Raw genomic sequence first — 25484 nt, 5'->3', positions numbered from 1 at the left:
ACGACTGGGCGTTTTACTCGCTGTCGCCTTCCGGCGTTTCACCCGCCAGATACTCACCCAGGAAGTTCAGATAGGCGTCTGACGCCGTGATGCGGTTTTCGCGGCGGCGGAACCCATGCCCTTCATCGGGGAAGAGCACATACTCCACAATGGCGCCGTTCTCGCGGGCCGCGGCGACCAGCTCATCGCTTTCCACCTGCAGCACCCGCGGATCATTGGCGCCCTGGATCACCAGCATGGGTTTGACGATCTGGTCGGCGTGGAAAAGCGGAGAGATCGCCCGGTGACGCTCGGCGTCCGTCGCCGGATCGCCCATCTCGTCGTACAGCGCTTCGCGGAAGCTTTCCCACCAGGGCGGGATGGATTCCAGCGTCCGCACCCAGTTGGTGACGCCGAAAATATTGATGCCCACGTCAAAAGCTTCCGGGTGGAAGGTCAAAGCGGCGGCAGTGATATAGCCGCCATAAGAACCGCCGATCACGCCCACGGCGTCATCGCGCACCCAGTCGAGCGAGCGCAGATAATCGCCCGCCGCCACGATGTCCTGCAGGTCTTCCTCGCCATGACGACGGTCATCCATATGGAAGAAGGTTTTGCCATAGCCCGAAGAGCCGCGATTATTGGCGGCGTAGACGGCGTAGCCATTGTTCACGAGGTGCTGGATCGCGGCGCTATAGCCGGCCCGGCTTTGCCCGCCCGGCCCGCCATGCACCCAGACCAGCGCCGGCACAGGCCTATCCGCGCTGGCATTGTGCGGGCGGTACATGATGCCGGGCACGGTCACGCCGTCAAAACTGTCAAAGCGGACGACCTCGGCTTCCACCAGGTCTTCGGGCTTCAGCTCGGGGTTGAGCGCTTCGGTGAGCTGGCGATGCGTTCCGGTCTGAAGATCAACCCAGTGGATATTGTTGGGCGCCACCGATGAGGTCACGCCAAACGCCATCTGGGTTTCATCTTCATTGAAGCGGACGCCGGCCAGATCACCGGCAGGCACGCTGTCAGGCAGGCTGACCGTCTCGCCGGTCGCCGTGTCGAGCACGGTCACATCGGTGAAGCCGTCATTATTGACGGCGCTGACCCGGTACTGGCCGCTGGGCGAATAGCCCACATACATCACGTCCCAGTCCGCTTCGATAAGCGGGGCGCGATCGCCGGTGGCCAGATCATAGGTCCAGGCCTGGTTCCACTCGCCATACTCGTTGGTCGCGTAGACCAAAGCGGTGGAATCCGCGGTGAAGTCATAGGCGCCATAGGCGATATTGCCTTCGTGCTCGGTGATCAGAACAGGCGCTTCATCCGAGGTCAGATCCGCCAGCAAGATATCGCTGTCCGCCGAGGTGCGTGGCCGGTCCAGCGCCAGCCAGCGCCCGTCCGGACTGATCGCCGACATGGACAAGGCATCGGCATTCTCAAAGACAAGGCTGCGTTCGTAGGTCTCCGCGTCATAGGCATAAAGGTCGAACGCGGCCGGATCGCGCTCATTGGTGCTGATCCAGATCTGCGAGCCGTCCGCGGACCAGCCCATAAAGCTCGCCTTGACGTTCTCACCCGGCGTCAGGTCGCGCAGGGCGCCATCGGCTTCACGCACATAAATATGATTGAGCTCGTCCCCGCCGCCATCAGCGGTCACCAGGATGCGGTCATCTTCGGGAAACCAGGACAGCGCATAGGTGGCGTTGGTGTCTGACGCCGTCAGCGCACGTTTATCGCCGCTCTCAGGGTCAAGCGCATAGGCGTTGATCACCCCGGTTTCATCAGACGAAATCAGGATTTCGCCCGTCTCGCTGGAGAAGGCGTATCCTGAGCTCGCGCCCATGCCGTAAGAGGTGGTGTTGAAGAACACTTCGGCCGAATGGCCCAGCTCCGGCTCTGACTGAACAGAGACCGCCGTGGCGGTGGTCGCTTCAGAGGCGCTGACGGTGACGGGGCCGGTGGAGGCCGGACCGCAGGCGGCTAGCACACACAGGCTCGAGACAATCAGCAGGCTGGTTTTAAAGGTCATGGATTCCCTCCCCTGGGTTTCATCGGGAGAGAGGTTAACACGCGTCAACACTTAGGCGAAGCGCCCCAACCTAAAGGCTCTCGCCGGCGTCCTCAGGTCCGAACCCCAGCCGCTCGGCGGCCGCAACCAGCGCCTGCTTGTCGGCGTCATGGGGGATCGCAGACCGGGCCCTCGCGAGCATGGCCTGCGCCAACTCATCCGCCTGAGCGCTGAACAGCGCCTCATCCTGCGCTTTCAGGCCGGACAGGGCGCTGAGCAAGGTGCGGGTGATGACGGGCCGGTTGGCGCCGTCAAACGAGATTGGGTCAAAGCCGCATTCCAGCGCGTGCCGCACTGAGATGCCGGGCAAGAAAACGCGCTGCGTCTGATCCTTTGGGTCTGTGTCCTCATCGGCCTTTTCAGCCAAGGTGACTGACCATTTGTGCAGCACGCGCTGGATCGCGCGAATGGTGTGAATGGCGGTGCCGGGGTCATTCACGCCCGGCGAGAGCGCCTTGGACGCAATCTCCGACAGGACAATCAGCCCAAAGCACGGATCAGAACGGAAATCGCGATCGGAACCCAGATTGAAGCAGGCGCACAGCGCGTCCTCGTCAGCGGCCTCGACCGGTTTCGACAAACGGGCCAAGGGCGCGCCAGCGTCTGTAAACGCGCCGGGCGGCGCTTTGACGACCAGTTGCAAGTCCAGACGGTCACATAGCGCCCTGAGATTTTCGAGCGCCACATTCTGCACAAAGCCCGGCGCCTTGGGATGTAAATCCACGCCGCTTTCAAAGGTTGGCGCTTCATCCACATCGCGCGCCACGGGCGCATGATCAAAGGCCGTCTGGGCCACAGCCTCCACCCGGCGGATGGCTTCGGTGACGTCGCCCAGCTTTGACAATCGGTCGAGCCAGCGGATCAAAGTCGCCACAACGATCAGCACCAGCAGCACGGTCAGGGCGAACAGGATCACGCGCCCGGATCCGGAATACAGCCCCAGCAAGCTGCCGATCACCCCAAGCAGGCTGAACAGGAACGCGCCGATAAAAGTGGAGATGGCGTTCTGCGCCGCGGCGTCTTCGACCAACAAGGCGCGGGCGCGCGGCGTTGCCGAGCTGGAGGCGGAGCGCAACGCCGCCACCATGGTGGAGAGCGAGAAAATCGCCACCGCCAGAAGGCTGGAGGCGAGAATGGTGAGCACCGCTTCGTTGGTCTCAGTCGAGACCAGCTCTTTCCACTCAAATGGCAGGAAGGGGTCGATCAGCGGCGTGATCAGCACGACCAGCGCCGCGCCAGCCGCATAAGCGGCGGGACGCAACCAGATGGACCGAAGCACGCGATTGACGAGAAACTCGGCCCTGGAGAGCATGAAGGGTCTTTCTGCGCAGAAACTTTCAATAAGCAGAAACGCCTGAACTGCGCGTCCGGTTCCCTATTCCTCCATCAGCGCGTCGACAAAGCCTTCAAGCCAGAGGTGGCGGGAGCGTTTCAGGCGTTCGGCGTGCAGGATCTGGCTGAGCTTTTCGAGCGCGCGCGAGAAGTCGTCATTGATCACGACATAATCATACTCGGCCCAGTGCTCGATTTCCGCCTTGGCGCGGTTCATCCGCCCCTCGATCACCTCGTCGCTGTCCTGGGCGCGCTTGTGCAAGCGGTCGCGAAGCAGCTTCAGCGAGGGCGGCAGGATGAAGACGCGCACGACGTCTTCAGGCGCGCTTTCAGCCAACGCCTGGGCGCCTTGCCAGTCAATGTCGAAGATGACGTCACGGCCTTCGTCCAGCGCCTCTTCCACAGGGCCTTTCGGGGTGCCGTAATAATGGTCAAACACCTTCGCCCATTCATAGAATTCGTTGGACTTGGTCTTGGCGATAAACTCGCCCTGCTCCATGAAATAATAGTCTTCGCCGTGCTTTTCGCCCGGCCGAGGCTCACGCGTCGTCGCAGATACAGACAGCACCAGATCGGGGTTCTGGGTCAGAAGCCGCTTGGACAGGGTCGTCTTGCCTGCGCCCGACGGGCTGGACAGCACCAGCATGAAGCCGCGCCGCTGGCCGCGAAACACCGGGCCGGACAGATGATCACCGTGCATGGCGCCTACTCCACATTCTGAACCTGCTCACGCAGGCGATCGACCGTCGCCTTGAGCGCCAGTCCGATATTGGTCAGCTGAGTGTCGCTCGATTTCGAGCACAGCGTATTGGCTTCGCGATTGAATTCCTGAGACAGGAAATCAAGTTTCCGGCCGCAAGGCGAGCCCCCGTCGATGAGCCCGTGCGCGCTGTCGATATGGGCTTTAAGCCGATCGAGCTCTTCGCGCACATCCGCTTTCACAGCCATCATGGCCGCTTCCTGCGCCAGACGGTCCGGATCGACCGTCCCGTCAAGCAGGTCTTCAAGCTTGGCCTGAAGCCGCGCCTTGATGGCTTGCGGCATGGCGCTGTCGCACGCGGCGGCCTGGGTGCGCAACTCGGCGATCTCGCCCAGATGGGCGTCGAGCATGCCTTTCAGCGCTGCGCCCTCTTCCAGCCGCGCCGCTTTCAGACCGTCAAACGCGGCCTCGACCGCCTCCAGAATGGCGGCGTTGCGCGCGTCAATCTGGTCTTCGCTGAGCACAGCGTCTTCAGAGGTGATCACACCCTTCAGCGCCAACAGCTCACCCACGGAGGGAGCCCGGGCGCCGCCGCGATCCACCAGATGAGCGGTGGCGTCCACATAGGCCTGAAGCCGGGCCTGGTCGATGCTGGTTTCGCCCGCAGCGTCCGGCGCCGTCAGCGTCACATTGAGTGAAATAGATCCTCGAGTGAAACGCGCCTTGGCCAGCTCGCGGATCGGATTTTCGAGCGCATCGAGCCCTTGGGGAAGGCGCAGGCGCACATCCAGCCCCTTGCCGTTGACCGACCGCGCCTCGACGGAAACGGCGCCGTAAGCGCCCGAGCGTTCAGTCCGGGCGAAGCCTGTCATGCCAGACAGCGTCATTGCGATAGCCTCCCGCTAGCCCCCTTGGGCGCGTTCGCGTTCAATCCGGCGCCAGCGCGCCACATTGCGATTATGCTCGGCCAGGCTGGATGCAAACGCATGCCCGCCAGTGCCGTCCGCCACGAAGTAATAATACTCGCCCTCAGGCGGGTTCAGGACCGCGGCGATCGCGTCCCGGCCCGGATTGGCGATCGGCGTCGGCGGCAGACCGTCAATCTGATAGGTGTTGTAGGGATTGGACGTGCTGTCGAGCTCGGACCGGCGAATGCCGCGGCCCAGGGGCTCGCCCTGTGTAATGCCGTAAATGATCGTCGGGTCGCTCTGAAGGCGCATGCCGCGTCGTAGCCGGTTCACGAAGACCGAGGCCACCATGGGTCGCTCATGGGCGATGCCGGTCTCTTTTTCCACCACCGAGGCGAGGATGATCGCTTCTTCCGGGGTGTCGAAAGGAAGATCGTCAGCCCGGTTCGGCCACAGTTCTTCGATGAGCGCGTCCTGAGCCGCCTGCATGCGGTCGATCACGCCCTGGCGCGTGTCGCCGCGGCTCACCAGATAGGTTTCAGGCAGCAGCGCGCCTTCGGCCGGCAAGCGCTCGATCTCACCGGTCAGAACGTCTGCAGCCTCAACCACGCGCGCGATCATCGCCGTGGTCAGGCCTTCCGCCGCCGTCACCGGATACTGGATGGTCTGGCCCGAGCGCAGAATGTCGTAGATCTCGACCATGGAGGCGGCTTCCGGGATGGCGAACTCGCCGGCCCGCAAATCACGGTCGCCGCCGTCAATCATCACCATGACGCGAAACAACCGGGCGTCCTCGACCAGGTCTTCGCGCTCCAGCTGGTTAGCGATGGCGATCAGACCGGCGCCGCGCGGCAACAGCACGGTTTCATTGGCCGCAGCCGGCCCCGGCGCGACGAACTGCTGGTTGATCCAGACCCAGCCGCCATAGGCCGCGCCCGCCGCGATGAGCGCCAGCACAACCAGAATTCCGGCGAGCCAGAGCAACAGGCGCGCAAGTCCCCCGCGCGTCTTTTCAGGTTTCGTGGCGGGGGTCTGCGTCTCGCCCATCACCAATCCTGACGCTAGTCAGCTTTGGCGAAGACGACCGAGGCGTTGGTGCCGCCAAAGCCGAAGGAGTTCGACAGAACCGCCGAAAGCTCTTTCTTCACCGCACCCTTGGCCGCCAGATTGATCGGCGTCTCAACAGACGGATTGTCCAGGTTGAGCGTCGGCGGGCAAATGCCGTCGCGCATGGCGAGGATGGAGAACACGGCCTCAACAGCGCCGGCGGCGCCCAGAAGGTGGCCGATGGCCGATTTCGTCGAGCTCATCACCAGATCAGAGGCGGCGTCACCGAACAGACGCTCCACCGCGCCCAGCTCGATCTCGTCGCCCTTGGGCGTCGAGGTGCCGTGCGCATTCACATAACCGATGTCCGCAGGCGTCAGCCCGGCGCTCTTGAGCGCAGCTTTCATGGCGCGGAAACCGCCATCGCCATCATCGGCCGGGGCCGTGATGTGGTGGGCGTCACCGGACAGGCCATAGCCGCGCACTTCAGCGTAAATCGTCGCGCCGCGGGCTTTCGCCGCTTCGTATTCTTCAAGAATGACAACGCCTGCGCCCTCGCCCATGACGAAGCCGTCGCGGTCCTTGTCCCAGGGACGCGAAGCCGCCTTGGGATTGTCATTGAAGCCGGTGGACAGGGCGCGCGCTGCGCCGAAGCCGCCATAGCCCAGACGGGTGATGGCGCTTTCCGCACCGCCCGCCACCATCATGTCCGCATCGCCATAGGCGATCAGACGGGCGGCGTCGCCAATGGCGTGGGCGCCGGTGGAGCACGCCGTCACCACGGCGTGGTTCGGGCCTTTGAGGCCATGACGGATCGAAACCTGGCCGGAGGCGAGGTTGATCAGCATGGCCGGAATCACAAACGGGCTGAGTTTGCGCGGACCGCGCTCGTGCAGCGTGACCGAGGCGTCATAGATGGTCTGAAGACCGCCAATGCCAGACCCGATCAGAACGCCTGCGCGTTCCTTGGCCTCTTCACTCTCCGCTTTCCAGCCGGAATGAGCGAGCGCCTCGTCGGCGGCGGCGATGCCGTAAAGGATAAATTCGTCGATGCGCTTGCGATCTCGCGCGGGCATCACCGCATCAGGGTCAAACGACCCGGGGACGCCTTCGCCCCCGCCGTTGCGCCCGTCGACGCGCGGGATGATACCCGCCACGTGACTGGACAGATCGGACACATCAAAGTGTTCGATCTTCGCCAAGCCTGACTCCCCGGCGATAATCCGGGACCAGACATGTTCAGTTCCGCAGCCGAGCGGGGACACAAGCCCCAACCCGGTCACGACGACGCGACGCTTCGACATGAGATATGCTCCGGCTTAGCCGAGCTTTTCGGAGATGAATTTCACCGCATCACCGACCGTCTGGATGTGCTCAGCGGCATCGTCGGGGATTTCGATATCAAATTCTTCTTCGAACGCCATGACCAGCTCGACATTGTCGAGAGAGTCAGCGCCCAGATCATCGATGAAGGAAGCCTTCTCGGTCACTTTTTCGGCTTCAACGTCGAGATGCTCGACAACGATCTTTTTAACGCGCTCAAGAACGTCGGACATGTCGGTCCCTTTTCAAATTCTGTTTTGCGGACATCCCGGCGGGCGTCGCGCTTCCTAGGTGTTGTTTACGCAAGGAAGGTTCAAGTCCTTCCCCCGTGAAGCGTGCGGGCTGATAACACGCCGAAAACTCGTACGCCAGCCGCACACTGTCTGGCAAGTCGGTCCGGGCGCCCGGACCAATCAAGCCTAGATCATCGCCATACCGCCGTTCACGTGCAAGGTCTGACCGGTGACATAACCGGCTTCCGCACTGGCGAGATACACGCACGCAGCTGCAATATCTGATCCCTGACCCAGCTTGCCAGCCGGAATCGTGGAGAGAATCGCCGCCTTCTGGTCATCGGTCAGCGCGTCGGTCATCGGCGATTCGATGAATCCCGGCGCCACGCAATTGGCCGTCACGCCGCGCGACGCGACTTCCTGGGCCAACGCTTTCGTGAAACCGATCATGCCGGCCTTGGACGCTGCGTAATTGGTCTGACCCGCATTACCGGTGACGCCGACGATGGAGGTGATGCCGATGATGCGGCCGAAACGCTGCTTCATCATGCCCCGCATTGCGGCCTTGGACAGGCGGTAATGGGCTTCCAGATTGACCTTGATGACCGTGTCCCAGTCCTCGTCCTTCATCCGCATCAGCAGCTGATCGCGGGTAACGCCGGCGTTGGAGATCAGGATGTCCAGGCCATCGAGCGCTTCAGACGCCTGCTTGGGCAGGGCGTCGACGCTGTCAGCGTCCGACAGGTTCGCCGGACAGACCGCCGTGCGCTCGCCCAGCTCATCCGCCAGCTCTTTCAGCACTGCCTCACGCGTGCCCGACAGCGCCACCGAGGCGCCTGCCGCATGCAGTGAGCGCGCAATCGCAGAGCCCAGGCCGCCGGTCGCGCCCGTGACGAGCGCTTTTTTCCCAGTCAGATCAAACATGTAAATCTATCCCTTCAGAGAAGCTGCGAAGGCTTCCAGATCTTCGGCGGTCACAAGCGCTGTGCCCTGCGCCTCTTTGATATGCCGCTTGAGCATGGTGGTGAGCACCTTGGCGCCCGCCTCCACGAATTGCTCCACGCCGGCAGCATGCATCGCATCGACGCTCTCGCGCCAGCGCACTTTGCCGGTGACCTGTTCAACCAGCTGGGCGCGCAGGGTTTCTGCATCCGACACCGGCCCGGCGCTGACATTGGTGACGACCGGTACCGACGGATTGGACATCTGCGCGTCTTTCAGCGCCTCCGCCATGGCGTCGGCGGCAGGCTGCATCAGCGGGCAGTGGAACGGCGCGGAGACCGGCAGCAGCATCGCCTTGCGCACGCCCATCTCCTTGATCGCGGCAATCGCGGCGTCCACGGCCGCCTTGTCGCCCGAGATCACGATCTGACCGGGGGCGTTGTCATTGGCGATGGTCACGATGCCGCTCGTTGCGGCCTGAGTGATCGCCTGCTCAGCCTGGTCCATCTCGGCGCCCAGCAGCGCCGCCATGGCGCCCTGCCCGACCGGCACGGCTTTCTGCATGGACTGGCCGCGCAGCTTCAGCAGCTTCGCCGCGTCCGAAACCGACAGCGCGCCCGCGGCGCACAGGGCGGAATATTCGCCCAGCGAGTGACCGGCCACGAATTTCGCCGCCGTCACATCCACGTCGAAATCGGATTTCAGCGCCGCCATCGCCGCCAGCGACACCGCCATGATGGCGGGCTGGGCGTTCTCGGTCAGGGTGATCTCTTCAATCGGCCCGTCCCACATCAGCTCGGACAGGTTCTGGCCCAGGGCCTCGTCCACCTCGTCAAAGACGGCGCGCGCCGACGCGAAGCTGTCCGCCAGCGCCTTGCCCATGCCGACGGCCTGGCTGCCCTGTCCGGGAAAAGTGAATGCAAGCGCCATGCGGCGTCCTCCCTCGCAACTCTGATTGCACGCGGGATAGCCGGGCGCAGCTTGAGTGGCAAGGTCTCGACCCGCTTGCGCCCGCGTCCGCCTTCGCTTATACACCGCGGCTTCACCGGCTGCGGTCCTCTGGTCGTGGTCCGTCTCGGCATTGTGTGTCGGGCGGGACCAGGGGAGCCGACGTGAGACCATCCGGCCCTTCGGATGTTGCTTGCGCCGCGGCCCTTCAGAAGGGACGACAACGTCTTATGAACAAATACGAACACGTGTTCATCGCGCGCCCGGATGTTTCTCCGACGCAGATGGAATCTTCGATCGAAGAGCTCAAGGCTCTGATCGAGGAAAAAGGCGGCAAGGTGCACAAGACCGAATACTGGGGTCTGCGCACGCTGGCTTATCGCATGAACAAAAACCGGAAAGGCCATTACGGCTATCTGGACATGGAAGCTGGCAACGAGGTGCTTGAAGCTCTCGATTACCGCCAGCGCTTCGCCGACGACGTCATGCGCTACATGACCTGCCGCGTCGACGAACTGAACGAAGAACCGAGCGCTGTGCTTCGCAAAGGCGAAGACCGCAAGCGCCGCGAACGCCGCTAGGGAGTCCCGGAACATGGCTGAGATCTCCATCTCCAACGTCCCTGCTCGCCGCGCGTTCCAGCGCCGCCGCAAGGTTTGCCCGTTCTCCGGCGAAAATGCGCCGAAGATCGACTACAAGGACATCAAGCTGCTTCAGCGTTACATGTCCGAACGCGGCAAGATCGTGCCGTCTCGCATCACCGCCGTGTCGGCCAAGAAGCAGCGTGAACTCGCCCGCGCCATCAAGCGCGCTCGTGTTCTGGCCCTTCTGCCGTACGCCGTCGATTAAGGGAGCTTAAGACCATGCAAGTTGTTCTGCTTGAACGTGTCGAAAAGCTCGGCGCCATCGGCGACGTGGTGACGGTGAAGCCGGGTTACGCCCGCAACTTCCTGCTGCCGCAAGCCAAAGCGCTGCGCGCCACCAACGCCAACATGGAACGCTTCGAGCGCGAGCGCGAAGCAATCGAGAAGCTGAACGCCGAGCGCGCCGCCAAGGCCCGCGAGGAAGGCTCTCACCTGGACGGCGCGACCTTCGTGCTGATCCGCCAGGCGTCTGAATCCGGCCAGCTGTACGGTTCGGTGTCCACCCGTGACATCGCCGACGCAGCCTCCACGCCGGAATTCGCGGTCACCCGCGGCATGGTGGACCTGAACACCGCGATCAAGACGCTGGGTCTGCACGAAGTGCGCCTGGTTCTGCACGCGGATGTGGACACCACGATCACCATCAACATCGCCCGCACCGAGGACGAAGCCGAGCGTCAGGCCAAAGGCGAGGACGTGATCGCGTCCGCCGCTGATGAAGACCGCGCTCTGGCCGAAGCCCAGGCCGTCGAACTCGCAGAGTCCGGCGTCGAAGGCGACGACGATGATTACGGCTCCAACGATGCGGACGCCGAAGAGACTGAAGAAACCGAAAGCTAGGGCTTTCAACTCTTCTGATCTGACGACGGGCGGCTCTCACACAGAGCCGCCCGTTTTCGTTTGGGCTAGACCGACCGAAGTTTAAGGCTGGCGAAGATCAGGGTCGCCAAGAGTGTGAATGCAGTGGCGCGAAGCCCGAAAAACCATCCTGCAGGCAAAGCGAAGACTGGCGAGACGACTGCCTCTGAAAAGGCCATGCCGAGCACCTCGCGAACCCAGCGTACAAACTCCGGGCCCTGGCTCAGATAAGTCCCGACGCTCAGCCTCAAACTGTCGCGGTTGATCAGATCTATCACGATCAACAGATCGAACGCCGCGCCGAGGGTGATGAGAACTGCACACATTCCGACCAAAAGGCGCATGGTCTAGCCCTCCCGCTCGGACCGCATCCGCTCGATGCGCAATTCCACGCGGCGGATCTCCATCAGGAGCCGATTGGTCTCCATCTTGGGCGCCAGCGTGCTCTTGAAGATGGCGGAAAACACCAGAAGCACCACAGAGGGCAGCCCCCAGCGCAGCGCCTCCATCACGGCGCCCGCCTGGTAGAATTTCACCGCGCAGAATGCCCCGCCGATGAACATCAGCGCCTGAGCGATCATGATCGTCCAGTGCACCCAAGCGGTGCGGCCGGTGAACAGGCTGAGCGCCTGGGCGAAATAGCCCGGCTCGAGATCGAGCTGGGGCGAGCGGCCGTCAGCCTCTCGCAGGCTGTCTTCAATCATGCGGTCGAGATCACTCATCGGATCCTCCTTGGAGTTGCGCGGCGATTTTCCGGCGCGCATGCATGAGACGGGTCTTGATCGTGCCCGTCGGGACGTCGAGCGCGGCGGCGATCTCCGCCACGTTCAAACCCTGGATGTGATACAGCCAGAGCGCCGCGTGCTGCTCAGGCGGCAAATCACGCATGGCCTCACGGATGCGCAAGGCGTCCACCGCCCGGTCCGGATCATGGGATTCAGGCGGCGGTTCAGCTTGGGCGTCCGCTTTCAGGCGGCGGCCGGACTGGCGCTGACGGATCAGGCGCGCGCAACGGCGCTGGACAATGCGAAACGCGAACGCCGGAAAGGCGTCCACATCCCTTAAGCGCGGCAGATCTTTGAGGATCTCAACCCAGGAATCCTGCACCGCCTCCTCCACGCCATCCGCATCGCCCATCAGGCGCCAGGCGAAGGCGGACAGGCGCGGCGTCCAGCGGCTCGCCAGCGCGCCGAGCGCCCGGCGGTCGCCGGTGCGGGCGGAGGCGGCGAGATAGCCGTCCAGTGCGCGTTCAAGATCCTGGCTCATGCCCTGTCCTTTCGTTCAGGAGACAAGGTGCGACGGGGAGCCAATCGGGTTCATTGACACAAACACTTTTTCCCAGCACATCCCCCTTCCCGCGCGGATCAATGGCTTTACGACTGTTCCGGCGAGGCTTTCGGACTTGTCCACAGCCGCCTGTGGATGACCGGGAATCACTCCCGGAAAACTTCAAGACGTGTATTGCACGATCAATCCGGGTTAAGGATTGCAGACCATGACAGCAGAATCCTACGACCACACCCCCGCCCCGCTGGAAAGCCACGCCCCGCCTCATAATATCGAGGCGGAACAGGCCCTTCTGGGCGCCTTGCTGTTTGATAACGAGGTGTATCACCGCGTCGGCGACTGGCTGAAACCTGATCATTTCTATGATCCGCTGCATGGCCGCATCTATGAAGCGGCGAGCCAGCTGATCATTTCTGGCGCGCTGGCGGATGCCGTAGTGCTGAAAACCCGGTTCGAACGCGATCCGGGCATGAAGGAAGTGGGCGGCGCGGTCTATCTCGCCGATCTGATGCGCGAAGCGCCCGAACCCGCCTCCGCCGGCGAGTATGGCCGTCTGATCTATGATCTGGCCATGCGGCGCGAGCTGATCCGGTTCGGCGATGAAGTCTCCCACGCCGCCAATGCGCCTGAGCCCGATGACAGCGCGGAAGACATTCTGCAAGGCGCCGAGCGTCGCCTGTTCGCGCTGGCCGAACAGGGCGGCACGTCCAAGGCGCTCGAACCGTTTCATCTGGCGGTCCATAAATCACTGGAGATCGCCTCGGCGGCCTATAAGCGCGGCGGCGGCCTGTCGGGCATCTCCTCGGGGCTGAAATCGCTGGACGCCAAGATGGGCGGCCTGCACCCGTCTGACCTGGTGATCCTCGCCGGGCGCCCCTCCATGGGCAAAACCGCGCTGGCCACCAATATCGCCTTCTCGGTGGCGCGCAATTATCAGGCGGAAGAACAGCCCGACGGCACCCGCAAGACCACCAATGGCGGCATCGTCGCCTTCTTCTCGCTGGAGATGTCGTCTGATCAGCTCGCCACCCGTCTGGTGGCGGACTACACCGGCATTTCCGGCTATCTGATCCGTCAGGGCAAGATCGACGCCGCCCAGTTTGAAGACATTCGCGACGGCGTGCACGAGATCGCCGGCATCCCGCTCTACATCGACGACACGGGCGGCCTGCCCATCGGCTCGCTGATGGCGCGGTGCCGGCGCCTGAAGCGCACCATCGGGCTTGATATGGTGGTGGTGGACTACCTGCAGCTGGTCACGGGTTCGAAAAGCTCGGGCGAGAACCGGGTGCAGGAAATCTCCGAAGTCACCCAGGCTTTGAAAGCGCTGGCGAAGGAACTGTCCGTGCCCGTGATCGCCCTGTCCCAGCTGAGCCGTCAGGTGGAGCAGCGCGAAGACAAGAAGCCCCAGCTGTCCGACCTTCGTGAATCGGGCTCGATCGAGCAGGACGCCGACGTGGTGCTGTTTGTGTATCGCGAGAGCTATTATCTCGAACGCCTGGAGCCCAAGGAAGGCACAGAGCAGCATCTGGCATGGGAAGACGAGATGCGCGAGATCCGCAACCAGGCGGACGTCATCATCGGCAAACAGCGTCACGGCCCGATCGGTTCGGTGAAAGTGGCGTTCGATCCAGATCGTACGAAATTCTCCGATCTCGATTACTCTGGCCGTCAGGATCACGAGTAAGGGCGCGGCGCTGCGCCCTAACGCTTGCTCCCAGGCGCGAGCGCAGCCACATAGAGCGTCAGATGTCTGTTCTCGCTACGCCTTCTGCTGACAATACCCGCGCGCGCCTGATCGTTGATCTGGACGCGGTGTCGCGCAATTTCAAAGTCTTGCAAAAGCTCAGCCCGAACGCTGAGACCAGCGCCGTGGTCAAGGCGAACGCCTATGGGCTGGGCGCCGGGCCTGTGGCGCGGCGGCTGATGAAAGAGGGCGCGCGGACCTTCTTCGTCGCCACTGTGGAAGAAGGCGTCGAAGTGCGTGAAGCCCTGGGCGACGCTACGCCGGACATCTGGGTGTTTTCTGGCTATCGCGCCAAAGACCGTCCGCTCTACGCCAAACACCGACTGGGCGCTGTGCTGAACCAGCCGGGCGAGACCGCGCAATTTCGCGCCGACCCAGTGGGGCCGTGTGCGGTCCATATCGACACCGGGATGGCGCGGCTTGGCTATGGCGCAGGCGATATCAGCGGCTTGCTGACGGCGTTGCAGGCGCTCGACGTCTCCATGGTGATGAGCCATCTCGCCTGTTCTGAAGAGACGGCGTCAGCCCAGAACATTCGCCAGCTGGAGCGCTTTACGGCGCTGACCAACGCCCTGCCTGAAACCCGGTTGAGCCTGGCCAATACCGGCGGCGTCCTGCTGGACGAACGCTATCATTTCGATCTGACCCGGCCCGGCATCGGGCTTTATGGCGCGACGGCTGACCTGAACGCTGACAATCCATTTGAGCCTGCCATGACCCTTCAAGCGCCGATCCTGCAATTGCGCGAAATCGACGCCGGCGACACGGTCGGTTATGGCGCAACCTATGTGGCGCATTCGCCACGCCTGATCGCGACTGTGGCCGCAGGCTACGCCGATGGCTTGCCCCGCGCGCTGTGGGGGTCAGGATGCGCCCGCATCAATGGATTGCGCGCGCCTATCGTTGGAAAACTCAGCATGGATCTGACCATGATCGACGTCACCGGTCTGGAACACGACATCGCCCAGGGCGCCGTGCCTGAATTTTTCGGACCGGACCTGTATCAGGCGGCGGCGCTGGACGGCACCTTGCCCTATGAAATCCTGACCGGGCTCGGCGCCCGGGCCGAGCGCATTTACAAGGGAGCGCCATGAACCCGTTACGCGCCATCGGAGCCGGCCTGCTCGCGCTATTGCGCTCGGCGGGCGCTGTCGCCCTGTTCGCCGGTCATGCGCTGGCGGCCATGGTCCGTCCCCCCTATTTCGGCGGTCAGCTGGTCCAGCAGATCATCAAGATCGGCTTTCTCTCCCTGCCGGTGGTCGGACTGACGGCGCTGTTCACAGGCGCGGCGCTGGCGCTCAACATCTATACCGGCGGCACGCGCTTTAACGCGGAAAGCTTCGTGCCGAACATCGTCGCCATGGGCATTGTGCGCGAGCTGGGCCCGGTCATCGCCTCCTTGATGCTGGCGGGCCGGGTGTCATCGGGCATCGCGGCTGAAATCGGCGCCATGCGCGCCACCGAACAGATCGACGCGCTGCATACCCTGGCCACAGACCCCATGCGCTATCTGATCGCGCCGCGGGTGCTGGCGGGCGTTCTGGTGCTGCCCATCTTGGTCGCAACGGCCGACATCATCGGCATTTACGGCGGCTATCTGGTCAGCGTGCACTCGCTTGATTTCAACCCGACCATCTATGTGCGCAACACCTGGGACTTCCTGGAGAACTGGGACATCATCTCCGGCCTGATCAAGGCCGCGGTGTTCGGCTTCATCCTCACCTTGATGGGGTGCTATCACGGCTATTACGCCCAGGGCGGCGCCCAAGGGGTGGGCCGGGCCGCCACCAACGCCGTCGTCGCCGCGGCGGTGCTGATCTTCGCCGCCAATTATCTGCTCACCTCCCTGTTTGTGTGATCGTCATGACCGAGCGCGTTAAAATCGCCTGGAAGAACATCACGGTGGGCTTTGACGGCCGCAAGCCGGTGCTCAAGGACCTCAACCTCCAAGCCCATGAAGGCCGCTCGCTGGTGATCATCGGCGGCTCTGGCACAGGCAAGTCCGTCACCATCAAGACGGCCCTGGGGCTGATCCGGCCGCAGTCCGGCACGGTCGAGATCGACGGCGTCGCCGTGCGCGCCGGCCATGAAGATGATCCCGGCGTCGCCCAGATCGGCATGTTGTTTCAGTCCGGCGCCCTGTTTGATTCCCTGCCGATCTGGAAGAACGTCGCCTTCCGTCTGCTGCACGCCGAGCATGTGAACGCCGATGAAGCGCGCACCCGCGCCATCGAGGCGCTGGAACAGGTGGATCTGGACGCCCATGTGGCTGACCAGCGCCCCGGCTCGCTGTCCGGCGGCATGCTGAAACGCGCCGCGCTGGCCCGCGCCATCGTCGCCCGGCCGAAAATCCTGTTCTTTGACGAACCCACCACAGGCCTTGATCCCGTGACCGCGGACGTCATCAACAAGCTGATCGTGCGTCAGGTGAAAAATCTCGGCGCCACGGCGGTCTCGATCACCCACGACATGACCTCGATGCGCCATATCGCCGATGATGTGGCCATGGTCAAAGACGGCCAGATCCTGTGGCGCGGCGCGCTTGAGGGCGTGGAAAGCTGCGCCAATGACGAGGTGTGCCGCTTCGTGCGCGGCGAAAGCTCGGAAGAGTGATCGTCTGCGCCTGTTCCGGCGCCAGCCGAATCGCCGCGTTTAGGCTATAGTTCGCCCTCGCCTTCTGTAAGGAGCCCGCATGGCCCGTTCCGACACCGTCTATGTCTGCCAGTCCTGTGGCGGCGTGCACGCCAAATGGGCGGGACGGTGTGATGCCTGCGGGTCCTGGAACACGCTGGTGGAGGAAAGCGGCGCCAGCGCGCCTCTGGGCTCCGGCGCCAAGGCGCCCAGCCGCTCCACCCGCCGCTCGCGGCTGGAGCTGGTGGATCTGGGCAGCGCCACCGAAGACCCCAAGCGCTTTGAAACCGGATTGCGCGAGCTTGACCGCGTCGCCGGCGGCGGGCTGGTGCCCGGCTCGGCCGTGCTGGTGGGCGGCGATCCGGGGATCGGCAAATCCACGCTGCTGCTGCAGGCGGTCGCGCTTCTGGCCAAGGCGGGCGCGAAAGCGGTTTACATCTCTGGAGAGGAAGCCGCCGATCAGGTGCGCCGTCGCGCCCGGCGGCTCGGCCTCGCCGACACGCCAGTGGCGCTGGCTGCGGAGACCAGTCTTGAGGTCATTCTCGACGGGCTGAAAAAAGAAACGCCCGACATCGCCGTCATCGATTCGGTGCAGACCCTGTGGTCGGATCAATTGGCGGCGGCGCCAGGCACGGTCGCCCAGGTGCGCGCCTGCGCGCAGGAGCTGGTCCGGTTCGCCAAGAAGAAGAACACCATCATCATTCTGGTCGGTCACGTCACCAAGGACGGCCAGATCGCTGGCCCGCGCGTGGTCGAGCATATGGTGGACGCGGTGTTGTATTTTGAAGGCGAGCGCAGCCACCAGTTCCGCATCCTGCGCGCGGTGAAGAACCGCTTCGGCCCGACCGATGAAATCGGCGTGTTCGAAATGGTCGACGCCGGTTTGCAGGAAGTGGCGAACCCGTCCGCACTTTTTCTGGATGGACGCGGTGAAGCCGCTTCCGGCGCGGCCGTTTTCGCCGGCATGGAAGGCACGCGCCCGGTTCTGACGGAAATTCAGGCGCTTGTAGCGCCCGCCGCGTTCGGCACGCCGCGACGTGCGGTTGTGGGCTGGGATTCAGGTCGCCTGGCTATGGTGCTGGCGGTGCTTGAGGCGAGATGCGGCCTTGGATTCGGCGGGCGTGACGTTTATTTGAACGTCGCAGGCGGGTTGAAGATCAACGAACCCGCCGCAGATTTGGCGGTGGCTGCAGCCTTGATCTCTTCGTTCCTGGATACTCCCCTGCCCGCCGAGGGCGTGGCGTTTGGCGAGATTTCCCTGTCTGGCGATGTGCGCCCGGTCGGCCGCGCGGATGCGCGCCTGAAAGAAGCCGCAAAACTGGGGTTCAACCGCGCCCTCGCCCCAGAAGGCGTTGAAGGCGCAGGCGTGCAGGTGGACAGCGTCTCCACTGTTCAGGCGCTCGTGCGCCGATTGGGCCAAGACGCCGTTTAAGGCGCGCAACAGAGGCAGGAAAGGGACAAGATGAACGCAGCACTCGCCGGATTTGATCTCTTCGCCCTCGTCATCCTGTTTGCATCCGGGATCATGGCGCTGATGCGCGGCTTTGTGCGTGAAGCCTTGACCGTGACCGCCCTTGTGGCCGCCGCCCTCGCCGCGCTCTGGACCCGGCCTGTCTTCGCGCCGTTGACCCAATCTGTGATCGGATCGGCGCTCTTCGCCAACCTGATTTCAATGGGCATCGTGTTCTTGCTGGTCTATCTGGCGGTCAGTTTTGTCACCGGACCGTTGACCCATAACGTCAAACAGGGCGAGGACGTCCCTGTTCTGGACCGGGCTTTGGGGTTTGTTTTCGGTCTGGCGCGCGGCCTGGTGCTGCTGGGCCTTCTGGTTCTGGTGTTCAAGAACACCCTGCCCGGCGCCACGCCCAACTGGCTGACGGGCTCTCGCGTCTATCCGCTGGCCGAGGCCAGCGCCAATCTTTTGCAGTCGCTTGCCCCTGAATCCAGCTGGGTCAACGCCAAGAAGGCTGCAGATCAACCGCAACAGAGCGTTGACGAAGACCCGATCGGTCGGCTTATCGAGCGCACAAACGAGGACGAGGACGGATGAGCTTTCCCAGCCTGACCTATGATCCCGCCACCGACCGGCCGCAGGAAGAATGCGGCGTGTTCGGCGTGCGTCGCGTGGCCGATGCGTCGGTCCTGGCCGCCTTCGGCCTTCACGCCCTGCAGCATCGCGGGCAAGAGGCCTGCGGCATCACCAGCTATGACCGTGAAAAAGGCCGCTTCACCACCGAGCGCCATCTGGGGCTGGTAGGCGAGCACTTCACCGAACCCAAGCGGCTCGAGCGCCTGACGGGCGACATGGCGATCGGCCATGTGCGCTATTCCACCTCCGGCGGGTCGGGCATGCGCAATGTGCAGCCGCTCTATGCCGATGTGCGCGGCGGCGGCATCGCGCTGGCGCACAACGGCAATCTGACCAACGCCCGCAAGCTGCGTGAAGAGCTGGTCGCCGGCGGCGCCATCTTCCAGTCCACCTCGGATTCCGAAGTGATCCTGCAGCTCGCCGCGCGGTCCAAACAGCCTGACTCCGTTGAGCGTCTGATTTCCGCCTTCACCCAGATCGAAGGCGCCTTCGCCCTGGTGGCGATGACCAATGATCTGCTGATCGGCGCGCGTGACCCGCTGGGCATTCGCCCGCTGGTGATGGGCGTGCTGGACGGCGCGACGATCTTCGCGTCCGAGACCTGCGCGCTGGACATGATCGGCGCGCGCTATATTCGCGACATTGAACCGGGCGAAGTGGTGATTGTCTCTGACGACGGACTCGAGACCCGACGCTACGCCCCGGCCCGCCCCGCGAAAACCTGTGCGTTCGAATACATCTATTTTGCGCGCCCGGACTCAGTGATCGACGGCATTTCCGTTTACGAGGCGCGCAAGCGCATGGGCATTCGCCTCGCCCAGGAATGCCCGGCTGACATTGATGTGGTGGTGCCGGTGCCCGATTCCGGCATGGCTGCGGCTTTGGGCTTCTCAGAAGAGATCGGCCGACCGTTTGACCTGGGGATCATCCGCGCGCACTTCGCCGGCCGGACCTTCATTCAGCCCACCCAGGCCAAGCGCGATCTGGGCGTGCGGCGCAAGCACTCGGCCAATGTCTCGGTGCTGCGCGGCAAGCGCGTCCTGCTGGTCGACGACTCCATCGTGCGCGGCACCACGTCGAAAAAGATCGTACGCATGGTGCGCGAGGCCGGCGCGACGGAAGTGCATTTCCGCTCCGCCTGCCCGCCGATCACCCATCCCGATTTTTACGGCATCGACATGCCGATGCGCGAAGAGCTGATGGCCGCCAGCCATGAGCCCGACAAGATGATCGAGATGCTGGAATGCGACTCGCTGGGCTTCCTCTCCGTGGAAGGGCTCTACTGGGCCATTCACGGCGAAGCCCGCAATCCCGAAAGCCCCCAGCTCGCCGACCATTATTTCACCGGGGATTACCCCACTCGCCTTGTGGACCACGATCGCGCTGCGTCTTCCAAGGATGAACAACTCTCGCTTCTGGTTGACGCATGACCGATACAAAACCGCTTGCAGGCCGCGTGGCGCTGGTGACCGGCGCTTCGCGCGGGCTGGGCTACGCCATTGCCCTGAAACTGGCTGAGGCTGGCGCCGAAATCATCGCCACCGCCCGCACCCAGGCTGGCCTGGAAGAGCTTGACGACGCGATCAAGGCGATGGGCGGCAAGGCCACCCTGGTCCCGCTTGATCTGAACTCGGCTGACGGCATCGAAAAGCTGGCCGAAGCTGTGGCGGGCCGCTGGAAAAAACTCGACATCATGGTGGCGAACGCCGGCGTTCTGGGCACGTTGACGCCCGCCGCGCAAATTCCCTCCAAGGTGTGGAACGAGGTTCTGGCGACCAATCTGATCGCCCCGGCGCGCATGATCCGCGCCTTTGAGGGGCTTCTGAAAGCCTCTGACGCAGGCCGGGCCGTCTTCATGACCTCCGGCGTCGGCAGCAGCCGCGCCAAGGCCTATTGGGCCGCCTATGGCGCGTCCAAGGCCGGGCTCGACAATCTGGTTCAGTCCTGGGCGGAAGAGCTGATTGATACGCCGCTGCGCGCAAACCTGCTCAATCCCGGCGCGACGCGGACCCGCATGCGCGCCAAGGCGGCGCCCGGCGAAGACCCCGAAACCCTGCCGACACCTGAAGAGATCGCGCCGAAAGTCGTCGAGCTGTGCCTGCCGAGCGAAACCCGCAATGGCGAGATTGTCAGCGCGCAAGGCTAGGCCTCGCACGCTTTGTCACAAACACGAAAAAGGCGGCCCGCGGGCCGCCTTTTTTATTTGTCCTTGGCGTAGGGGTTTTTCTGCCCCTTCACGATCAGGCGGATCGGCACGCCCGGCAGGTCAAACGCCTCTCGCAGACCATTCATCAGATAGCGTTTATAGCTGTCAGGCAATTGCGACGCCCGGCTGGCCATCAGAACGAAGGTCGGCGGTCGCGCCTTGGTCTGGCTCAGATAACGCGGTTTGACCCGGCGGCCGTCCACGGCGGGCGGCGGGTGACGCTGGACCATTTCGGCGAGCCAGTCATTGAGATCGCGGGTTTTCACCTTCACGTCCCAGTTCTTGTGCAGCTCGGAAACGGCCGGCATGATCTTGTCGAGCCCGCGGCCTGAAATCGAGGAGATCGGGATCAGCGGCGCGCCCTTGATCTGCGGCAAAAGACGTTCGAACTCTTCACGCAACTCAACCAGCTTGGCCTGTTTGTCCTCAATCAGATCCCATTTGGTGATCAAGACGATCAGGCCCCGGCCCTCGGTCACCACCTTGTCGGCGATGGTCAGGTCCTGTTTCTCGAACGGGCGTTCGGCGTCCACCAGCAGCAAGACGATCTCGGCGAATTTGATGGCGCGCAGCGTATCCGCCGCGCTCATCCGCTCCAGCCGGTCATCCACCTTGCCGCGTTTTCGCAAGCCCGCCGTATCATGCAGACGCACGCGGCGGCCATCCCATTCCCACTGGACGGCGATGGCGTCCCGGGTCAGTCCGGCTTCGGGCCCGGTGATCAGACGGTCTTCGCCGATCAGCGCGTTGATGAGCGTGGATTTGCCCACATTCGGTCGGCCGGCGACGGCTAGGCGCAAGGGCGCGCCCTCTTCATCTTCCTCTCCGGTCAGGCCCTGCGCTTCCAGTTCCGACCGGATGCGCGCGCGAACTTGCTTGAGCGCGCCGGTCAGCCGCGAATACAGATCCCCCATGCCCTCGCCATGCGCAGCGGAAATGGGGACAGGCTCGTCCATACCCAGCTTCCACGCTTCCATGGCGCCGTATTCGCCCTTGGAGCCTTCGCACTTGTTGACGGCGAGAATGACGGGGATGTGATGGCGGCGCAGAATATCGGCGAAGCGCTCATCCATCGCCGTGACGCCTTCACGCCCGTCGATCAGGAAGATGCAGACATCGGCTTCATCAAGGGCGGCTTCGGTCTGGGCGCGCATGCGCGCCTCGATTCCGGCCTTGTTGTCTTCATAGCCGGCGGTGTCCACCAGACGCAGTTCAAGGTCGCCGATACGGCCACGGGCTTCGCGCCGGTCGCGCGTCACGCCCGGACGGTCGTCCACGATCGCTAGCGGCTTGCCGGCGAGACGATTAAACAGCGTGGACTTGCCCACATTGGGCCGTCCCACAATGGCGAGAGCAGGCAGGGTCGATTTCAAAGAATGGCTCCAGAGCCCCCTGAAATCAGCGTAAAGCGATCAGGCGGCCTTCATCGGTCAGCACGAGCACCGTTTCATCTGCGATCACAGGCGCAATGTAAACCGAATCTCCCAGATCGCGATCACCCATCTGCGCGCCCGTCGCCGGGTCATAGATCCGTAAATGGCCCTCCGAGGACGCCACCACAAGGCGGTTCCCTGCCAAAATCGGCCCCGCCCAGGAGACGCGGTGCTTGCGTTTGCGCTCATTGCGGAACTGCTGCAGCTGGGTCAGCCAGCGCACAGCGCCGGTATTGCGCTCAATCGCGACCAGCTCGGCATTCACCGTGGTCAGGAACAGGAAGTCGCCTGCGATGGTCGGCGCATTCAGGCCGCCCGCCGGCTGCTCCCAGATGCGCTCACCGCTGCGAATGTCAAACGCCGCCATCGATCCTGAATGGCTCATGGCGTAGACCGCATCGCCCAGAATGACGGGGCTGGCGGCGATGTCGTTGATGGTGGAGAGCGGGGTCAGACCACCTGCGCGGGTCAGGGAATCTGACCACAGCACGGTGCCGTTCTGCGCGCGAAGGGCCACAAGCTCGCCAGAGGAATACGGCGCGATGACCACTTCACCCAGCACAGCCGGGCTCGGCGAGGTCAGGATGCGAGCCGTCTCGGCGATGGAGCGGTGGGTCCACAACACGTCGCCCGTATTCGCATCCAGCGCCAGCAATTCGTTATCATCGGTGGACACGAACACCCGGCCGTCGGCCACGGTGGGCGAGGAATGGAACGGGGTCAGCGAATGGGCGCGCCAGATTTCGTCGCCCGTTGCGGCGTCCAGCGCCACAAAGAAGCCGCCGCCCGAATGGGCGTAGATGCGGCCGCTGTCAAAAGACAGACCACCGCCAAAGGTCAGAACCTGATCGCCGCCCCGGAAGAAAGGCAGGAAGCCGTCGCCTTCCGCTTCATGCAGGCTGGGATCGTCCAGGCGCGTGCGCCAGATCTCTTCCCCGTCAGACAGGTTCAGCGCCGAGATGCGACCGCCAGCGTCGATGACATAGGTCACGCCGTCAGACACCACAGGGCGGGCGTTGATGCGCGCATTGCGGCTGGAGCCGTCGCCGATGCGAGAGCGCCAGACGATGTTGAGATCGCCGCTGGCCTGGGTGTGCTGCATGGCGTGGGTCGGATAGCCGTCCGCTTGCGGCCAGGCCGTATTCACATAAGCCCGCGGCAAGGAGACGACGCCCGCCTCATCCACGCGCAACGTATCGCCCAGCTCCAGCACAGACCGGCGTTCGGCGGCGGGCGGCGCGTTGGGATCATCGGTCTCTTCGTCCTGAAACGGGTTCAGATTGCTCAGACGTTCGCCGGCGCCGCAGCCCGTCAGCACAAGGCTGGCGGCCATCAGGGCGTAAAGCGGCAGGGTGCGAGACAGGGTCACTGCCCGTCCTCCTCTTGCTCGGCGGTCTGACCCGCAGTCTCAGCTGGCGCTTGCGCCGGCTCCTGAGTGTCCGCAGCAGGCTCGACTGCGGGCTGCGCGGTCATCTCAACCGGCGCCGCTACGGGGGCGCGTTGATTGAGATAGGACTGCGCCTCCACCACGCGCTGGCTCATCCCCTCAGGCATATCGAGCGCGATCGACAGCAATTGATAACGCTGACGCGCTTCGTCCCAGCGTTCGTCGCGCAAGGCCGCAGCGGCCATCAGCTCACGCGCCAGCAGCCCGACAGGTGCTGCGCCTTCGGTCAGCGGTTCGAGCCGGTTGGCGAGATCGTCATAGGACAGCGCGTCAAACTGGGCGAGCGCCGCCTGATACCGGGCCAGATCCCGGATCATCGGCTCGGGGCTGAGTTCAGCAGCCCGAGCGAACAGGCGCGCCGCATCATCGCGATTGCCCTGGGACAGGGCAATGTCGCCGCGACGCATCAGCGCCAGGGTTTCATATCCGCGCGGCGCAGACTCGGTAAGCGCCTGGAACTGGCTGTCGGCCTGCATGACGTTGCCGGCTTCATACAGCTCGGCCGCCGCCTGGAAGGCGTCTGAGGCGCTGTCGGCGCGCTGCTTGGTGGACCATTCAATGAATTGATACGCCCCCACGCCCAGCACGATCGCAGCGACACCGCCGCCAACCCACGGGCCCCATTGCTTGAGAAGGGCTTTGTACCGTTCCTGGCGCAGCTCTTCTTCAACTTCGTCGAAAACGTCGACCACCGGGGCGCTCCACTTGTTTCAAATCTCTGTGCGGCGGACCCTAGCCGCGTGCATCGCGACGGGCAATACGCGCTTGCGGTATCAGCGCTTCTTGGCGCTGTAGACATGATCGGGGCCCGGAAAGGCGCGCGAACGAACTTCGCTGGCGTAGGCCTTGAACGCCGCCTCGGATAATTCACGTAAGTTGCCGTATTTTTTGACAAATTTCGGCGTCCAATCGAACAGGCCCAGCATGTCCTGCATCACCAGCACCTGACCATCGCACGCCGATGACGCGCCAATGCCAATTGTGGGCACTGACACCATCTGCGTCACTTCACGCGCCAGGTCTTCGGCCACGCCTTCCACCACAATGGTGAAAGCGCCCGCCTCGTCCATGGCGCGCGCTTCGGCCAGCACTTTGGCGCGGCTGTCGTCATCGCGGCCCTTGGCCTTGAAGCCGCCATCCGCCAGCGCCGCCTGGGGCCGCAACCCCACATGAGCCACCACCGGAACGGCGCGATCCACCAGATAGCGCACCGTGTCCGCCATCTGCACGCTGGTCTCGAGCTTCACCGCGCCAGCGCCGGTCTCCTGCAACACGCGCACGCAATTAGCGAAGGCCTGCTCTTTGGATTGCTCATAGCTGCCAAACGGCATGTCCACGACCACCAACGCCTGCTTGGAGCCGCGCATCACCGCCTGACCGTGCAGGATCATCATCTCCAGCGTCACGGAGATGGTGTTGGGCAGGCCATGCACCACCATGCCCACCGAATCGCCCACCAGAATCAGATCTGTGTGCGGATCCATTACAGCGGCCATCGGCGCGTCATAAGCCGTCAGAGAGACTATGGGCTCACCGCCCTTGCGAGCGCGGATGTCGGGCGGGGTGAGCCGCTTGATCGGCGCCTGGGTTTGAGCGGACATGGAGGGGACTCCCTAACAATCAGAGCCCGGCAGACTATCGCGCTTTCGCAGGCGCACAAGTCAGCTG

27 protein-coding genes are annotated in these 25484 nt (G+C 63.6%); 11 read left to right on the top strand and 16 right to left on the bottom strand.

Features of this window, described 5'->3' with window-relative positions:
- Positions 1–13: 13 nt before the first annotated feature.
- The 9 genes from G405_RS0113260 to fabD form a co-directional block, all read right to left on the bottom strand.
- The gene (locus G405_RS0113260) at positions 14–2002 is read right to left on the bottom strand and encodes a S9 family peptidase (RefSeq protein ID WP_022702005.1); all 1989 of its coding nucleotides are present in this window, start codon (positions 2000–2002) and stop codon (positions 14–16) included.
- 70 nt (positions 2003–2072) lie between these two features.
- Positions 2073–3353: a DUF2254 domain-containing protein gene (locus tag G405_RS0113255; RefSeq protein ID WP_022702004.1), complete on the bottom strand. Its 1281-nt coding sequence runs from the start codon at positions 3351–3353 to the stop codon at positions 2073–2075.
- 63 nt (positions 3354–3416) lie between these two features.
- Positions 3417–4073 carry a guanylate kinase gene (gene gmk / locus G405_RS0113250; RefSeq protein ID WP_022702003.1) on the bottom strand — a complete coding sequence of 219 codons (657 nt, stop codon included), beginning with the start codon at positions 4071–4073 and terminating at the stop codon, positions 3417–3419.
- Positions 4074–4078: 5 nt separating this feature from the next.
- Complete coding sequence (locus G405_RS0113245) at positions 4079–4960, bottom strand: YicC/YloC family endoribonuclease (protein ID WP_022702002.1); 882 nt, start codon at positions 4958–4960, stop codon at positions 4079–4081.
- A gap of 15 nt (positions 4961–4975) precedes the next feature.
- The gene (gene mltG / locus G405_RS0113240) at positions 4976–6028 is read right to left on the bottom strand and encodes an endolytic transglycosylase MltG (RefSeq protein ID WP_022702001.1); all 1053 of its coding nucleotides are present in this window, start codon (positions 6026–6028) and stop codon (positions 4976–4978) included.
- 14 nt (positions 6029–6042) lie between these two features.
- Positions 6043–7332, bottom strand: a complete 1290-nt coding sequence (gene fabF, locus G405_RS0113235; RefSeq protein ID WP_022702000.1) for a beta-ketoacyl-ACP synthase II — start codon at positions 7330–7332, stop codon at positions 6043–6045.
- A 15-nt stretch (positions 7333–7347) separates the two neighbouring features.
- Positions 7348–7584: an acyl carrier protein gene (locus G405_RS0113230; RefSeq protein WP_009800441.1), complete on the bottom strand. Its 237-nt coding sequence runs from the start codon at positions 7582–7584 to the stop codon at positions 7348–7350.
- A gap of 186 nt (positions 7585–7770) precedes the next feature.
- On the bottom strand, positions 7771–8508 hold the full coding sequence (fabG, locus tag G405_RS0113225) for a 3-oxoacyl-[acyl-carrier-protein] reductase (RefSeq protein ID WP_022701999.1): 738 nt from the start codon (positions 8506–8508) through the stop codon (positions 7771–7773).
- Between the two features lie 6 nt (positions 8509–8514).
- Positions 8515–9456: an ACP S-malonyltransferase gene (fabD, locus tag G405_RS0113220; RefSeq protein WP_022701998.1), complete on the bottom strand. Its 942-nt coding sequence runs from the start codon at positions 9454–9456 to the stop codon at positions 8515–8517.
- 248 nt (positions 9457–9704) lie between these two features.
- Here fabD and rpsF point away from each other — a divergent pair, with 248 nt between their 5' ends.
- Genes rpsF through rplI form a run of 3 tightly spaced genes read left to right on the top strand, consistent with a single transcriptional unit; the run spans position 9705 to position 10958 of the window.
- Positions 9705–10055: a 30S ribosomal protein S6 gene (gene rpsF, locus G405_RS0113215; RefSeq protein WP_022701997.1), complete on the top strand. Its 351-nt coding sequence runs from the start codon at positions 9705–9707 to the stop codon at positions 10053–10055.
- Positions 10056–10068: 13 nt separating this feature from the next.
- Complete coding sequence (rpsR, locus tag G405_RS0113210) at positions 10069–10323, top strand: 30S ribosomal protein S18 (RefSeq protein ID WP_022701996.1); 255 nt, start codon at positions 10069–10071, stop codon at positions 10321–10323.
- Positions 10324–10337: 14 nt separating this feature from the next.
- Positions 10338–10958, top strand: a complete 621-nt coding sequence (gene rplI / locus G405_RS0113205; protein WP_022701995.1) for a 50S ribosomal protein L9 — start codon at positions 10338–10340, stop codon at positions 10956–10958.
- Between the two features lie 65 nt (positions 10959–11023).
- Here rplI and G405_RS0113200 read toward each other — a convergent pair whose 3' ends face one another.
- The 3 genes from G405_RS0113200 to G405_RS0113190 are packed head-to-tail and all read right to left on the bottom strand — an operon-like array spanning position 11024 to position 12242.
- The gene (locus tag G405_RS0113200) at positions 11024–11320 is read right to left on the bottom strand and encodes a hypothetical protein (protein ID WP_022701994.1); all 297 of its coding nucleotides are present in this window, start codon (positions 11318–11320) and stop codon (positions 11024–11026) included.
- Positions 11321–11323: 3 nt separating this feature from the next.
- Positions 11324–11698 carry a DUF6768 family protein gene (locus tag G405_RS0113195; RefSeq protein ID WP_022701993.1) on the bottom strand — a complete coding sequence of 125 codons (375 nt, stop codon included), beginning with the start codon at positions 11696–11698 and terminating at the stop codon, positions 11324–11326.
- Positions 11691–12242, bottom strand: a complete 552-nt coding sequence (locus tag G405_RS0113190) for an RNA polymerase sigma factor (RefSeq protein WP_022701992.1) — start codon at positions 12240–12242, stop codon at positions 11691–11693. The genes G405_RS0113195 and G405_RS0113190 overlap by 8 nt, the downstream gene beginning before the upstream one ends.
- Before the next feature lie 229 nt (positions 12243–12471).
- On the opposite strand from G405_RS0113190, the gene G405_RS0113185 reads away from it, so the two are divergent.
- From G405_RS0113185 to G405_RS0113150, 8 genes are all read left to right on the top strand, one after another.
- Positions 12472–13950, top strand: a complete 1479-nt coding sequence (locus G405_RS0113185; RefSeq protein ID WP_028284811.1) for a replicative DNA helicase — start codon at positions 12472–12474, stop codon at positions 13948–13950.
- Between the two features lie 62 nt (positions 13951–14012).
- Entirely contained in the window at positions 14013–15104 is a 1092-nt protein-coding gene (gene alr, locus G405_RS0113180) for an alanine racemase (protein ID WP_028284810.1), read from the top strand.
- Entirely contained in the window at positions 15101–15868 is a 768-nt protein-coding gene (locus G405_RS0113175) for an MlaE family ABC transporter permease (RefSeq protein WP_022701990.1), read from the top strand. Before alr ends, G405_RS0113175 begins: the two co-directional genes overlap by 4 nt.
- A 5-nt stretch (positions 15869–15873) precedes the next feature.
- Positions 15874–16623 (top strand): ABC transporter ATP-binding protein, encoded by a 750-nt coding sequence (locus G405_RS0113170; RefSeq protein ID WP_022701989.1) that lies wholly within the window; start codon positions 15874–15876, stop codon positions 16621–16623.
- Positions 16624–16702: 79 nt separating this feature from the next.
- Complete coding sequence (gene radA / locus G405_RS0113165) at positions 16703–18073, top strand: DNA repair protein RadA (protein ID WP_022701988.1); 1371 nt, start codon at positions 16703–16705, stop codon at positions 18071–18073.
- Between the two features lie 30 nt (positions 18074–18103).
- Positions 18104–18691, top strand: a complete 588-nt coding sequence (locus G405_RS0113160) for a CvpA family protein (protein ID WP_022701987.1) — start codon at positions 18104–18106, stop codon at positions 18689–18691.
- Positions 18688–20160 (top strand): amidophosphoribosyltransferase, encoded by a 1473-nt coding sequence (gene purF / locus G405_RS0113155; RefSeq protein ID WP_022701986.1) that lies wholly within the window; start codon positions 18688–18690, stop codon positions 20158–20160. The genes G405_RS0113160 and purF overlap by 4 nt, the downstream gene beginning before the upstream one ends.
- Positions 20157–20876 carry an SDR family NAD(P)-dependent oxidoreductase gene (locus G405_RS0113150; RefSeq protein ID WP_022701985.1) on the top strand — a complete coding sequence of 240 codons (720 nt, stop codon included), beginning with the start codon at positions 20157–20159 and terminating at the stop codon, positions 20874–20876. Before purF ends, G405_RS0113150 begins: the two co-directional genes overlap by 4 nt.
- A 53-nt stretch (positions 20877–20929) precedes the next feature.
- Here G405_RS0113150 and der read toward each other — a convergent pair whose 3' ends face one another.
- The 4 genes from der to panB form a co-directional block, all read right to left on the bottom strand.
- Positions 20930–22309: a ribosome biogenesis GTPase Der gene (gene der / locus G405_RS0113145; RefSeq protein WP_022701984.1), complete on the bottom strand. Its 1380-nt coding sequence runs from the start codon at positions 22307–22309 to the stop codon at positions 20930–20932.
- 25 nt (positions 22310–22334) lie between these two features.
- Positions 22335–23738, bottom strand: a complete 1404-nt coding sequence (locus G405_RS0113140) for an outer membrane protein assembly factor BamB family protein (RefSeq protein ID WP_022701983.1) — start codon at positions 23736–23738, stop codon at positions 22335–22337.
- Positions 23735–24508 carry a tetratricopeptide repeat protein gene (locus tag G405_RS16110; protein ID WP_022701982.1) on the bottom strand — a complete coding sequence of 258 codons (774 nt, stop codon included), beginning with the start codon at positions 24506–24508 and terminating at the stop codon, positions 23735–23737. Before G405_RS16110 ends, G405_RS0113140 begins: the two co-directional genes overlap by 4 nt.
- A gap of 81 nt (positions 24509–24589) precedes the next feature.
- Complete coding sequence (gene panB / locus G405_RS0113130) at positions 24590–25417, bottom strand: 3-methyl-2-oxobutanoate hydroxymethyltransferase (protein WP_022701981.1); 828 nt, start codon at positions 25415–25417, stop codon at positions 24590–24592.
- Positions 25418–25484: the final 67 nt, after the last annotated feature.

This window comes from Oceanicaulis alexandrii DSM 11625, from assembly GCF_000420265.1.
GTDB classification, from domain to species: domain Bacteria; phylum Pseudomonadota; class Alphaproteobacteria; order Caulobacterales; family Maricaulaceae; genus Oceanicaulis; species Oceanicaulis alexandrii.
Note: the sequence above shows the minus strand (reverse complement) of the source record. Positions and strands in the feature narration are given on the sequence as shown.